This window comes from Polaromonas eurypsychrophila, from assembly GCF_014641715.1.
Taxonomy (GTDB): Bacteria; Pseudomonadota; Gammaproteobacteria; order Burkholderiales; family Burkholderiaceae_C; genus Polaromonas; species Polaromonas eurypsychrophila.
The window spans coordinates 424487-437033 of the sequence record NZ_BMIG01000001.1 but is presented as its reverse complement, the minus strand read 5'-3'; the positions used below and the strand labels follow the sequence as shown (position 1 = coordinate 437033).

General features: G+C 60.7%; 13 protein-coding genes. 7 read left to right on the top strand and 6 right to left on the bottom strand.

The window, feature by feature from the left end; genetic code table 11:
* Nucleotides 1-10 precede the first annotated feature (10 nt).
* The 6 genes from IEX16_RS02055 to IEX16_RS20330 all read left to right on the top strand — a co-directional run bounded on the left by IEX16_RS02055 (nt 11) and on the right by IEX16_RS20330 (nt 3746).
* Entirely contained in the window at nt 11-445 is a 435-nt protein-coding gene (locus IEX16_RS02055; RefSeq protein ID WP_188706068.1) for a YeeE/YedE family protein, read from the top strand.
* A 1-nt stretch (nt 446) separates the two neighbouring features.
* A complete protein-coding gene (locus IEX16_RS02050; protein ID WP_188706065.1) occupies nt 447-791 on the top strand; it encodes a protein tyrosine phosphatase family protein in 345 nt (114 codons plus the stop codon).
* A gap of 51 nt (nt 792-842) precedes the next feature.
* Complete coding sequence (locus IEX16_RS02045) at nt 843-2546, top strand: SulP family inorganic anion transporter (protein ID WP_188706063.1); 1704 nt, start codon at nt 843-845, stop codon at nt 2544-2546.
* A gap of 203 nt (nt 2547-2749) precedes the next feature.
* Nucleotides 2750-2938: a hypothetical protein gene (locus IEX16_RS02040; RefSeq protein ID WP_188706062.1), complete on the top strand. Its 189-nt coding sequence runs from the start codon at nt 2750-2752 to the stop codon at nt 2936-2938.
* A 198-nt stretch (nt 2939-3136) separates the two neighbouring features.
* Nucleotides 3137-3643 carry a hypothetical protein gene (locus IEX16_RS02035; RefSeq protein ID WP_188706060.1) on the top strand — a complete coding sequence of 169 codons (507 nt, stop codon included), beginning with the start codon at nt 3137-3139 and terminating at the stop codon, nt 3641-3643.
* On the top strand, nt 3588-3746 hold the full coding sequence (locus IEX16_RS20330) for a multicopper oxidase domain-containing protein (RefSeq protein ID WP_373288260.1): 159 nt from the start codon (nt 3588-3590) through the stop codon (nt 3744-3746). Before IEX16_RS02035 ends, IEX16_RS20330 begins: the two co-directional genes overlap by 56 nt.
* A 510-nt stretch (nt 3747-4256) precedes the next feature.
* On the opposite strand, the gene IEX16_RS02025 is transcribed toward IEX16_RS20330, so the two are convergent.
* From IEX16_RS02025 to IEX16_RS02000, 6 genes are all read right to left on the bottom strand, one after another.
* Nucleotides 4257-4646 carry a DUF302 domain-containing protein gene (locus IEX16_RS02025; RefSeq protein ID WP_188706056.1) on the bottom strand — a complete coding sequence of 130 codons (390 nt, stop codon included), beginning with the start codon at nt 4644-4646 and terminating at the stop codon, nt 4257-4259.
* Nucleotides 4647-4915: 269 nt separating this feature from the next.
* Entirely contained in the window at nt 4916-5986 is a 1071-nt protein-coding gene (locus IEX16_RS02020) for a flavodoxin family protein (protein ID WP_188706281.1), read from the bottom strand.
* 232 nt (nt 5987-6218) lie between these two features.
* On the bottom strand, nt 6219-6632 hold the full coding sequence (locus IEX16_RS02015) for an SRPBCC domain-containing protein (protein ID WP_188706054.1): 414 nt from the start codon (nt 6630-6632) through the stop codon (nt 6219-6221).
* A gap of 69 nt (nt 6633-6701) precedes the next feature.
* Nucleotides 6702-7172: an SRPBCC family protein gene (locus tag IEX16_RS02010; RefSeq protein ID WP_188706052.1), complete on the bottom strand. Its 471-nt coding sequence runs from the start codon at nt 7170-7172 to the stop codon at nt 6702-6704.
* Nucleotides 7169-7849: a TetR/AcrR family transcriptional regulator gene (locus IEX16_RS02005; RefSeq protein WP_188706049.1), complete on the bottom strand. Its 681-nt coding sequence runs from the start codon at nt 7847-7849 to the stop codon at nt 7169-7171. Before IEX16_RS02005 ends, IEX16_RS02010 begins: the two co-directional genes overlap by 4 nt.
* A gap of 97 nt (nt 7850-7946) precedes the next feature.
* The gene (locus IEX16_RS02000; protein ID WP_229676113.1) at nt 7947-10286 is read right to left on the bottom strand and encodes a xanthine dehydrogenase family protein molybdopterin-binding subunit; all 2340 of its coding nucleotides are present in this window, start codon (nt 10284-10286) and stop codon (nt 7947-7949) included.
* Between the two features lie 297 nt (nt 10287-10583).
* On the opposite strand from IEX16_RS02000, the gene IEX16_RS01995 reads away from it, so the two are divergent.
* Nucleotides 10584-12479 carry a galactose oxidase early set domain-containing protein gene (locus IEX16_RS01995; protein ID WP_229676112.1) on the top strand — a complete coding sequence of 632 codons (1896 nt, stop codon included), beginning with the start codon at nt 10584-10586 and terminating at the stop codon, nt 12477-12479.
* Nucleotides 12480-12547: the final 68 nt, after the last annotated feature.

Genomic DNA, 12547 nt, shown 5'->3' with positions numbered 1-12547 from the left:
GGAAACACCCATGAAACATCGCATTTCTGAATTCGTGGTCGGGCTGATTTTTGGCATCGGCCTCATCCTCTCCGGCATGACCGATCCGGGCAAGGTGATCGGCTTTCTGGACCTATTCGGCGCCTGGGATCCTTCGCTGGCGCTGGTAATGGGCGGCGCCATCCTGATCGGCGTGTTCGCCTTCGCGCTGGCGAAAAAACGCACCACCACTTTCCTGGGCGATGCTCTGCACCTACCCACCTCGCGCGACATCGACAAGCGTCTGCTGGTGGGTGGGTTGATGTTTGGCGTTGGCTGGGGTCTGGCGGGCTTCTGCCCCGGCCCGGCCCTCGTCTCGCTCGGGACGGGGCAACCCAAGGCGGCGGTGTTCGTGCTGGCCATGCTGGCGGGTATGCTTCTGTTCGAGTTGAGCGAGCGGCGCACACAGCGGCTTGGTGCGCGTTGACATGGTAGCCCCGATTCGTCATCTGAACGCGGCGTTCGCGGTCACCGCACAGCTCACGGTCGGTGACGTCCACGGTCTTGCCGCCATGGGCTTCACTGCCCTGATCAACAACCGCCCGGATGGCGAGGGTGGCAGTGCCCAGCCTCTGAGCCGTGATATCGAACAGGCCGCCCGGACGGCTGGTCTGCACTATGTCTACCTGCCCGTGGTCAGCGGCGCCATCACGCCGGCGCAAGCCGTGGCCATGCGGCAGGCGCTGGTCACGGCTCCCGCCCCGGTGCTGGCTTTCTGCCACTCGGGGGCGCGCTCGGCTCAGCTTTATCAGTTGGCCCAGGCCGCCGCGTGAAGCCCCGCTCCTGGTCAGCCCCCGCTCATTTCTCATGACAAGGACAACTTCATGAACTTGTTACCTGCCTGGCTCCGCAGCTACCGGCCGGCCTGGCTGGCCGGTGACCTCACCGCGGGTGTGATCGTTACCGTGATGCTCATTCCGCAAAGCCTGGCCTACGCCCTGTTGGCCGGGCTGCCGCCCGAAGTGGGCCTGTACGCCAGCATCCTGCCCATCGTGGCTTACGCCTTGCTGGGCTCAAGCATGACTCTGGCGGTCGGACCGGTAGCGGTCGCTTCACTCATGACAGCCAGCGCCTTGCAGCCGCTGGCCGCCGCCGGATCGGCCGAGTACGTGACACTGGCCATCCAGTTGTCGCTGATCTCGGGCGTGATGCTGCTGGCTTTCGGCGCCCTGCGCCTGGGCTTTCTCGCGCATTTTCTGAGCCACCCGGTCATCAGCGGCTTCATCACCGGATCCGCGGTGCTGATCGCCGTGGGCCAGCTCAAGTACATCCTGGGCGTCAAGGTGGCGGGCTCGGACGTGCTGGAGACCCTGGTCGGCTTGGCCAAGGCGCTGCCGCAGACCACGCCAGTCACCTTGGCCATCGGTGGGGCCAGCCTGCTTTTCCTGCTGCTGGCCCGCCGCTACCTGGCTCCGCTGCTGACGCGGCTGGGCGTGCCAGCCAAAGCGGCCGACCTGATGGCCAAGCTGGCGCCCATGGCGGCCGTGATCGTCTCCACCGCCGTGGTCTGGCTGTTCAAGCTGAACGAGACCGCCGGTGTCAGTGTGGTGGGCTCCGTGCCGCAAGGATTGCCGCAACTGACCTTGGCACTGCCCGGCGTGAGCACGCTGGGCCAGCTCTGGCTGCCTGCGCTGCTGATCACGCTGATCGGCTTCGTCGAAAGCGTGTCCGTGGCGCAGTCGCTGGCGCTCAAGCGCCAGCAGCGCATCCAGCCCAACCGCGAGCTACTGGGCCTGGGCGCCGCCAATGTCGCCAGTGCCCTGTCGGGCGGCTACCCGGTGACCGGCGGCTTTGCGCGCTCGGTGGTGAATTTCGCGGCCGGTGCACACACGCCGCTAGCGGGGGTGATCTCGGCCGCGCTGATGGCGTTGGTGATCGCCGCTCTGACCGGCCTCTTCTACTACCTGCCGTATGCGGTGCTGGCGGCCACCATCATCGTGGCGGTGACTTCGCTGATTGACCTGAAGACGCTGAAGGAAGCCTGGCACTATGACCGTGCTGACGCGCTGTCGCTGCTGGCTACGGCGATGGGCGTGGTGGCGCTAGGTGTGGAAGCAGGCATCCTGATGGGTGTGGCGCTGTCACTGGCTGCTCTGGTCTGGCGCAGCAGTCACCCGCACATGGCCGTGGTCGGGCGGGTGCCCGGCACCGAGCACTTCCGCAACGTCGAGCGACACGCCGTGCAGACCGTCCCCGGTCTGCTTGCCCTGCGCGTCGATGAGAGCCTGTTTTTTGCGAATGCTACCGTGCTGGAAGACAGGGTCGAGGCGCTGCTGGCCCACGACCCGTCGGTGCGGCGCGTGCTGCTGATTTGCTCCGCCGTCAACCAGATCGACGCCACCGCTCTGGGCGTGCTGACCCAGCTCGAGCGCAGCCTGGCGAGCAGAGGCATCGAGTTCACGCTGGCCGAGGTCAAGGGTCCGGTGATGGACCGGCTGCGCTCAACCGAACTCGGTCAGCGCCTGCAGGGCAAGGTGTTTTTGAGCGTGCATGAGGCGTTTGAGCATGCTGTCCAGGTGGGAAATTAACCAGTCCCAGTTGGCCTGAGCGTCGGCAAAGCCCCGCAGTGTAGGACGGTCTGGGGGAGGCGGCTCACGCCAAGGCGCGAGCTCCAGTTCGCAGTTCAAAAGTAAATTGCGTTTTCACACAATCTTGACCCTGCGCGGACATAAGAGGTGAGCACACCACGGACGGTGACCTCCCGCAGACCCGCAGGCCGCGCTGACTCAGCATGAACAACAACATCGCAGCGGTGGGTGTGACGCCCCCGGCTCAGATTTCGCCCAAAGTCCGCGTGCAACTCGACGCCAACCAGACGTTGATGCAGCAACTGGGATTTACTGCCACACCGACGACCCTTTACAAAGACACCGACGGAAATCTGCAAAATGAGCAAGGTGCACCATCGTCGAGATGCTGAGTCGAATCCTTGCGCCACGCTGAGCCTGCTCAGAGGGTCGGGAAACTCTCGGGCTCGCGACCGGCCCGAATTGAACGCCAAGGATCTTTGCCAGACCCGCCGGTGCAAGAAAGCATCTGACGGGAACTTGGAACCATGCAGTCATTTCGATAGCAGTTTTCCAAATGATTTATTCAACATAACGCAGGCATACTTCACATGGAATTGCAAATAACTATGCAATGGATGACAAGAACGTTAAATCAAAAAGGCTTGCTCAAAGGTCTTGCCAAAGAGTCTGTTCGATCGGGAACCATTGCATCGATCGCGATGATTCCTTTTGGATTTCTGTTCCAACTTCTTGGGCTTCGCGTTGGGCACTACGGAAAAAAACTACTTGAGGCATTTTTCACTGACCTTTCCGAATTGACATTTCGCCTGTTGATGTTCATCGAACATTTCGCCATCGGCTGGATATCCGCCGCCCCCTTGCTCATCCTTCTTGTATTGTCAAAAACCCGACTTCCTGCATGGTCTGTTGGCGCAATCTACGGCGTTGTCTACTATGTCGTCCTCAATTCTCTCGTTCTTCCGCTGAGTTTCGGAGATAGAACACCCTGGGCGCTTGATTTCTCTGTGATTTATCCGAGTTTGATTATTCACATCGTTTTTGGCATTTCCATCGCACTCACATCAAACCGTTTTGTTTGTTCCTTTTCGAAGTAATCCGGGCTCAGGCGTGGCAATCCTGCAATGCTGGTTCATGTACCACTGTCGCGTCCTTGAGCATGAGAACTGCGGCATGATGGATCAATTCGCGACTGATTGATCTGCTTACCCCATGAGCTGGAGTATCTGCGCGGCGAAGAGCTGAAGAACGTCTACTGACTACCATCCGGTGATAGGCTATGTCATCGAGGCCGACCGGAGCCCTCACGCTTCCCAGATAAATTCACTGCCAACGTGGCCGCCGCCATGGCCAGCAGGCAGTTAAGTCATCCGGCTAGACCGCTCCAGTAGCCGCGTAGGATCTCTCCGGCTCGCCCGAGCAGCGCCTGATGCGACAGAACTGTGGCACGGAAATTACGGCGACACGGACGCCGATCCGCAGCAGGCCCACTGCGAGAAGCCGCAACCATCGTGGCGATCGCAGTCCGTTTCCAGGCGCGCAAAGATGCGCTCGGGGCGAACAAGACGCGGGGCCTTCAGGATCGACATCGACGGTGGGCATCGGCTGCAGTATTTTACGTGCACGACATCGCAAGCAGATCCGGGCTCGCGGGGATCAACGCGAATCGTCCAACCCCCGAAGTGAACTGGGAGGAATTGAATCCATATCTCACTGCCCGAGGCTTTCACAGACTCGCCGCAGCCGCTGCGCGGCGTCCTCCGCAACATGCTGGACTTCGGGTTGTTTCACCATCTCCATCATCACCATGGGATCGATGATTGCGACAGTGACCCGACTTTCTGCTTCCTGCCGGACCACTACGTTGCAGGGAAGCAGCAAGCCGATGTCAGGGTCGGCCTGCAAGGCCTTGTGCGCTAGCGGCGGGTTGCAGGCGCCAAGGATACGGTACGGTGGCATGTCGATACCGAGCTTTTCCTTCATCGCGCCCCGAATGTCGATGTCGCTCAGGACGCCGAAGCCTTCGCGTTTCAGTGCCGCCGTGACGCGCTCCACGGCCTCGTCAAACGAAAGATTGAGCGTCACGTGAAATCCATACATAGTGTTTCTCCTAGGTGGGGGTTGTTGAGCTGAAGGCCTTGGTTTTGCCGGAATGCAGGGTGTCATTAACTTGGCTCGTTCGCCTGCAATCAGTTCCTCTATTTCTGACATCGCAGAGCCCATGAGTTTGTAAGCAGCCGTGCACACGAGAGAACTGTTTTTGACCACGATGATGGTCCGACAAGTGCTTTCAAGCTACAAACTCTCAATCAGGCGCCTACAGCGATACGCGCCAAAAAAATGCCGATCCGGCCTGACAACAGGGTGAATTATTTGGGCCGTGGCCGCGTCAGGCCCTTGTCGGGCTGTGACAGCTTGCCGGCACGCAATTCTTTCACCGCATTCGCTACTGCGGTCGCCACATTGCGCACCTCGGCCTGCATGGCGGTGTCGACGTCCAGCGCTTGGTGGCTGGTCGCATACGGTTCGTAATAACCGACATACCGGTCCAGGCGTGCCTGGCTGCCGGCATCCATCAGACCCATCCAGTCCAGCCAGTCCGACAGGCCGCGCCGCGAGCCTTCGATGCCGGCCACGTCGCCATGCACCACTAGGCCGTACACCCGGCCGGCCAGGTGTTTGGGGAAGTCCCAGCCTTTGAGTTCGAGCGCTTTGGCTTCGGCCGGCTTTTTGCCATGGGTAGTGGTCGGATCGGGGTTGCCGCCGTCGGCGCAGACCAGCCGGTCAATCATGAGTTTGAGCGGACTTGGCGACTGATACCAGTACACCGGCGTCATGATGATGACGGCATGCGCAGCAGTCCAGCGTTCATAAATTTCGTTCATCCAGTCGCTGGTCTGGCCCATCGAATGATTCGGGTAACAACTGCAAGGCCAGTGGCACAGCGGCATGGCGGTAGACACGCAGCCCTTGCAAGGGTGAATGTGCAGGTGGTAGCTTGATGTAAGCAGGCTCAGGTCGAGCACGTCGGTCTCCATCTTCTCCTTCTTCAATACCTTCTGCGCCCATTCAATCATGCGGAAGGTCTTGGAGATTTCGCCGGGGCAAGTGCCGTCGTTGCGTGATGATCCGCAGATCAGCAGCACGCGTGAGGGCGTCGACGGTTTCTTCCACGCCGCAGCGGCCTTGTTGATGCGGCTTTTGGCGTCCAGCCAATCGACCGACAGGTCGTAATCCGGGTCGGCATAAGCGCGCCCGGCCTTGCGCGTCACCGGCGCCTTGCGGCCTTCCTTGTAGGCTTCCCAGGCAATCTGCTCGACCCGCGAGATGGCTTCTTCCTCGGCCCGGAAGGCCGGATCCATGAAGGACTGCATGAAGCGTTCATGGAAGATGCTGCGCGACAAAACGGCCGGCGCCTGGCCTTTGCGGATATCGATCATGCTGCCAGTGTAGGCAGGCACGCGTGCGCCAAACCACTGTTTCGGCGCTGTCCTACGCGGTTTCCGGAAGATGTCGCGTGCCTGTCAGCGTGTGCAGAAAGACACCAAACCACTATGAAATAAATAGCAATTTATGACCGTGGGGTATGGGCTGAAGACCTATTTTTTGAAATTTACCCTTGCAAGGCGCAGATGCAGATCGTGCCCTTTGCGGGATTTTTAGCAGCGATGATCAGGTCATTTCTTCATGTTGCACATATCTGACGAAATTGTCCAGGATCGCCTGCCATCCATCGCGCTGCTGATCGATGGAATGCGTTGCTTCCGCATCAAAAGTGACGCGCACCGTCACGCCTTTTTCACTGGGGATAAATTCGACGACGCCTGTCCGGTCGCCGAAGGAGTACTCGATATGCTGGGTGGGTACCAGCTTGGTGTATGTCCCTGCGAAATCAAAGCCGATGCTGCCATCCTTGGCTTCCATGCGCGAGCTGAACACGCCACCCACGCGCAGATCGACCGATGCGGCGGTGGTGTGCCAGTCGCTTGACGCGGTATTCCATAGCTTGATGGCTGCGGGTGTTGTGTAAGCGCTCCAAACTCTGGCGACGGGGGCATTCACAAGGGCTTCAACTGTGATTTTCATCATGCGATCCTTTTGGACAATCAAGGGGTAAATGGGGCTTTAGTGACCCTGGAGGGTGTTTGATAGCGCTCAGCCCGGGATATTCGGCTCGACCAGTTTGGCCAGATGCCTCAGCGATTCCTGCCAGCCGAGATAGCAGGCTTCTGCTGGGATCACCGCCGGAATGCCACTTTGGGTGATTTGAATTTCCACGCCGACCGAGACCGGCTTGATCGTGATGTGTGTGGTCATCTCGCCCGGAAGATTCGGGTCTTCAAAACTTGCTGTGTAGGCAATACATTCATTCGGACGCAACTCCAGGTAGTTGCCGCCGAAGAACATCTCACCGCCGGTCGTGAAGTTGGTGAACGACATGCGATAACTGCCGCCGACCACAGCATCCAACTCATACACATGCGCCGTGAAGCCGTTGGGGGGCAGCCAGCGCGCAAAGGCATCGGGTTGCGTGAAAGCGCGCCAGATTTTCTCGGGGGTGCTGGTGAGCACACGGTGCAATTCAATGGTGTTGCCGCTGCGGCTGGTGTTCTGCGTGTTTGTCATTGGATTGTTCCTTTGGAATGCGTTGAGATGGTCGGGGGCTGCGCCACAGGCGTGAGCAAGCTTTGAACGTAGTGCCGCAAATGTGCAATGCACTGGACGGCGATGTATGTATTGCCCCGCGCCTTGGCGAGAATGAAGGCACCCTGCAAAGCCGCCTGGGTGTACAGGGCCAGGTTTTCAGCGTTCCAGTCAGCCTCAGGCGCATACAGTGCCTTGGCCTGCGCAATCATGGGCTCGAGCGTGCGAGCGTGGCTCTCCATGCCTTCACGGCAGGCGGCGCGGATGGCAGGGTGGCTGTCGAAGGTCTCCTGCACCATGGTGCCGAGCAGGCAGGTCACGTTGGCCAGGTCACCCTGCACGATTTGCGCGCGAAAGTCGATGTAGGCCAGGATGCGGTCGCGCGGGTCTGGCACGGACTGGTACGGCGCGCTGGCAAAAAGCGCACCGGTTACTTCGTTCCAGTGCTGCGCGGCCTGGATCGCGAGATCTTCCTTGGCGCTGAAGTGATGGAAAAAACTGCCTTTTGTGACACCGGCGGCGCGGCAGACATCATCCACCGTGGTCGCGCTGTAGCCCTTGCTGCGGATCACCCGCAGTGCGGCGTCGAGCAACAGGCCTCGGGTCTGCAATGCACGGGCCTGAGGAGGGCGGGAAATTAGAGTGGGGGTGATTGACATAAAATACAAACTGGTTGGTATGTATTTTATTTAGGCGGCACGGCCTGTCAACCCCTCCTTGCAAAATTTTTCAGCGCCGGGCTACAGCCCGGATCAGCTAGGTCGCTTGTATCAGCCCCCACAGTCGCGACGGGCTCAAGGGCATCTGCAGGTGTGGCGATTGCGCGGCCAGGCCGGCCCGCGCCAGCGCATCGGCCACGGCATTGACCACCGAAGGGCCAGCGCCTATGGTGCCCAGCTCCCCCACGCCCTTGACCCCAAGCGGGTTGTTCAGGCACGGTGTGGACTGATCCATTTCGGTGAGAAAAGGCGGTGTATCCCCAGCGCGCGGCGCGGCGTAGTCCATCAGGCTGCCGGTGACCGGCTGGCCGGTCTCGCGGTCGTAGACCAGGTGTTCAAACAGTGCCTGCCCGATGCCCTGCACTGCACCACCATCAAGCTGACCGCGCACAATCATCGGATTCACAACGCGGCCCACATCGTTAACCGAGGCATAAGCCACCACCGCCACATGGCCGGTCTGCGGGTCGATTTCGACCTCGCTGATGTGGCAGCCGTTGGGCCAGGACGGTCCGGCCACGGCGGTGGTCGACTCCATGAAGATGCGCTGCTCGCCCTGACGTGCCGCCAGCGCAAAAATGTCGATGGCCAGATCGGTGCCCGCCACGGTGAACTTGCCGTCGGCGTAACTGATGTCCTGTTCGGCGGCTTCAAATTCTTTCGCCGCCAGTTGCCTGGCCTTGTCGATGGTGCGCTCGGCACCCACGCGCACCGCCGAGCCGCCGGTGAACAGCGAGCGCGAACCGGCACTGCCGAAACCGTCGCCGCGGTCGGTGTCGCCGAGCACAACGCGCACTTTTTCGGGCGGCACACCAAAGGCATCCACCACCAGTTGCGTCAGCGAGGTCAGGATGCCCTGCCCCATGGCATTGACGGCAGAGAACACCTCGATCACGCCGTCGTCGGCACGCACAGACAAAGTCACACGTTCTTCCAGCGCATTGCCGCCGGTCCATTCGAGAAAGGTCGAAATGCCGAGGCCGCGCATCAAGCCACGCTGTTTCGACGCGGTGGCGCGCGCCTCAAAACCAGGCCAGTCGGCTAGCAGCAGCGCCTGGTCCATCACGGACTCGAAGCGGCCGCTGTCATAGACCTGACCCATGGGGTTTTTGTAAGGCATCTGCGCCGGCTGGATGAAGTTGCGGCGACGCAGCGCGAGGCGGTCCATGCCGGTCTGGCGCGCCGCCTCGTCCATCAGCCGCTCCATGATGAAAATGGCTTCTGGCCGCCCGGCGCCGCGGTAGGCGCTGGTGGGCGCGGTGTTGGTCAACACCGCGCGGAAATGGAAGTCAATAGTCTGGATGTCGTACACACTGGTCTGCACCCAGGGACCGATCAACAACTGGATGGCCGCGCCCGCACCGGTCGGGTAGGCACCGACGTTGGCTAGCGAGGCCAGCCGCAAGGCCAGGATTTTGCCGCTTTCATCGAGCGCCAGTTCGGCGCGGCTTTGCAGGTCGCGGCCGTGCGTGGCGGAGACAAACTCCTCGCTGCGGTCCGCCACCCACTTGACGGCACGCTGCAGCTTGCGCGCGCAAAAGGCGACAGACACGTCCTCGGGGTAAGCGCCGGTTTTCATGCCGAAGCCGCCGCCCACGTCGCCAACGATGACACGCACCGCCTCTTTGGCAATGCCCAGCGCGTCACACACCGAGTTGCGCACGCCCGAGGGCATCTGCGTGCTCATGCGGATGGTCAGGCGCTGCGAGGCGGTGTCGAAACCGGCCAGCACCGAGCGCGGCTCCAGGCTCAGCGCGGCCAGGCGCTGATTCACGATGTCAAGTTTGACAATGTGGCGGGCTGCGGCAAAGGCGGCGGTAGTGGCCGCAGCATCGCCGTAACGCGTCTCGGCCGCGATGTTGTCAGGCGCTTCAGGGCACAGCGCCGGCGCGCCGGCGGCCATCGCATCATTCACATCCACCACCATGGGCAACTCGTCGTAGTCCACGATGATCGCCTCGGCCGCGTCGCGCGCCAGGCGCAGGCTCAGGGCCACCACCGCGGCCACCGGCTCGCCGACAAACCGCACGCGTTCGTGGGCCAGCGCGCGCCGTGGCGGTGTCGCGCAGGGTGATTTGTCGGCGCGCAAAAAGCCGCCTATGCCCGGAATCGCCTTGACACCGGCCGCCACCAGATCGGCGCCGGTGACGATGGCCAGCACACCCGGCATGGCCAAAGCGACCGTGCTGTCCAGCGCGGCGATGCGTGCATGGGGATAGGGAGAACGCACAAAAAACAGATGGGTCTCTTGCTCCAGCGTCACGTCGTCGGTGAACTGGCCGACCCCGGTCAGCAGCGCGTCGTCTTCGAGGCGGTGCACGGCCTGGCCGCTGCCGAAACGCGCCGGTACTAGATCAGAGTCAGCGAAAGTCTTCAAAAAATGCCCTTCGGTAGTCATCGCGTAAATGCGGGATGGTTGCAAGCCAAGGCAGTGTGACGCCGTAGACCTACGTGTCACAGCCGCCGTCGCCTTTGGCATCGTCTCGCTTCTTTTGTTTGCTCTGCCGTTTGCCGTATGCCGTGTGCAGATCGATCAATCCCGTGGAAACCCACAGAAAAGTGTCCTACGTCGGCTGTCGCCCGCATCTCACGGCACCGGGATTTTCGAGAGTTACAGTTTTTTGACCCCTTACGTTTTTATGCATTTTTGCCTTCCACTTTGGATAAACATCATATGCCCTACCCCCTCGTCCCCGTGTCCCGCCCGGTCACACTTTATTCCGCTTTTTTTCTCGCAAATCTGCTCGCCGTCCCGTTTTCGTCAATGGCGCAGACGCCTTCCGCCCCTCATGCCCATGCAAGAGGCGCCAAGGCTTGCCAACCCGCTGATATAGAAGCGAAAAAATATCGCCATGAAACGGAAACACTGGGCGTGCGCCACGCTGACCAGCATGCCCAGATGCGCCTGGTTCAATGCGAGGTTGAACGCGGCGTGCGCAAGGTTTCGGCAGCCGGCATTCTCAAGTCCGCCGATCAAACACTCAAAGACGACGAGGCGGCCAAACAAGCAGCGTTCAAAATCCGCAAAAACAAACCTGCAGACCTTCGGGGGCTGGGCGGCGGATCAGCGCTGGCGGAACCTGGCGGCACCCCAACCCTCGCTGCTGCAGCAGGAAGTCTGGATCCGGCCACGATGGGCCGCTGGAGCGACCCGTTCATCATCCCTGTCGTGGGCGTTGCCGCGGTACTTCTGCACACGGGCAAAGTCATGTTCTGGTCCTATGACCCCGTGGATTACCATAACCCGGCCAACTCGAAAAACGGGGTTGCGTTCATCTGGAATCCGGCTAGCCGGACCGGTTACAACATTCCCCCGCCGGAAAACGTCTGGTGTGCCGGCCAAACCATCCTCAGTGATGGTCGCGTCTATCTCGCTGGAGGCAACCTGCGCTACCCCGACCCCAACGCGCTCGGCGGCGCCACCAACTGGGCTGGGACGCTGACCAATTACACCTTCAACCCCCTGAATGAACTTTGGGCCAAACAGCCTGACATGGTGCGTGGTCGCTGGTACCCGACGGTGACCCAGCTGGCCGACAACCGGATTGTCATCACCAGCGGGATGGACGAAACTGGCTCAGGCGCCATCACCAACGCCGTCGAGGTGTTGACGCCTGATTCCAATATGAACGGCATAGGCACCATCCAGGTCGTCTCCACGCACAATGCTTCCGGCCTTTACCCCTTGCAATTCCTGCTTCCATCCGGGCAAATGCTGGAGGCCGGGCCAAATGCCGCCAGCAGTTTCCAGCTGAATCCGGCAACATGGAACTGGAGCAGTCTGCCGCGCATGAAAAGCGACCATTACTACCTGGGCAATGGCATCTCCTATACCGATACCTCAACCGCCCAACCCAGACAATTGATCATGGTTGCTGGTGGACACACGGAAAAAGTCCCGCTGGCAGCCAACGAATGGCTGGATGGCTTTAACCCTGCGCTGGGCTGGAACACCTACCCCCAATGGCAGACGCCCCGGCACAACGCCAACACGGTCATCCTGCCCGACGGGACACTGCTGACCGTGGGCGGCAACAAAGGCCTGTACGGTTATGAAAACGCGGAATTCAGTACCGAGCTTTACTCCAAGGCAGCCATCGATACCACGGGTACATGGTTGAAATTGGCCCCGCACACCATTCAGGCCGCCTACCACTCCACGGCCATTCTGCTTCCCGACGCAACCGTCTTGCTGTCGCAGGATGATATGGACTACTCAGCGCAAGCCGCGTTCCAGCACAAGGCCCAGGTCTATTCACCGCCGTATTTGTTCAAAGGCCCTCAACCCACAATCACCGCTGCACCCACGAATGTCACTTACGGCCAATCGTTCAATATTTCCACCGACCGCAGTGACATGGTCAGCGCGGTATTGGTGGCGCCCGGCGCCACGACGCATGGCAATGACATGCACCAGCGTGCGATCAAGCTGCGCGTCCAGCCACGCAGCAACGGACTGACAGCGGTCGTTCCATCATCGAGCGCACTGGTTCCGCCGGGTTACTACATGCTTTTCGTGATGGACTCGCAAGGCATCCCCTCCGTCGCTAAATTCGTACGGGTGGCCTGATCCGGCGCACGTCGTTGAGGCATCAGGTTCAGGCCAGATGACTCAAGCGGTCAAAATTCAGTTGCCCT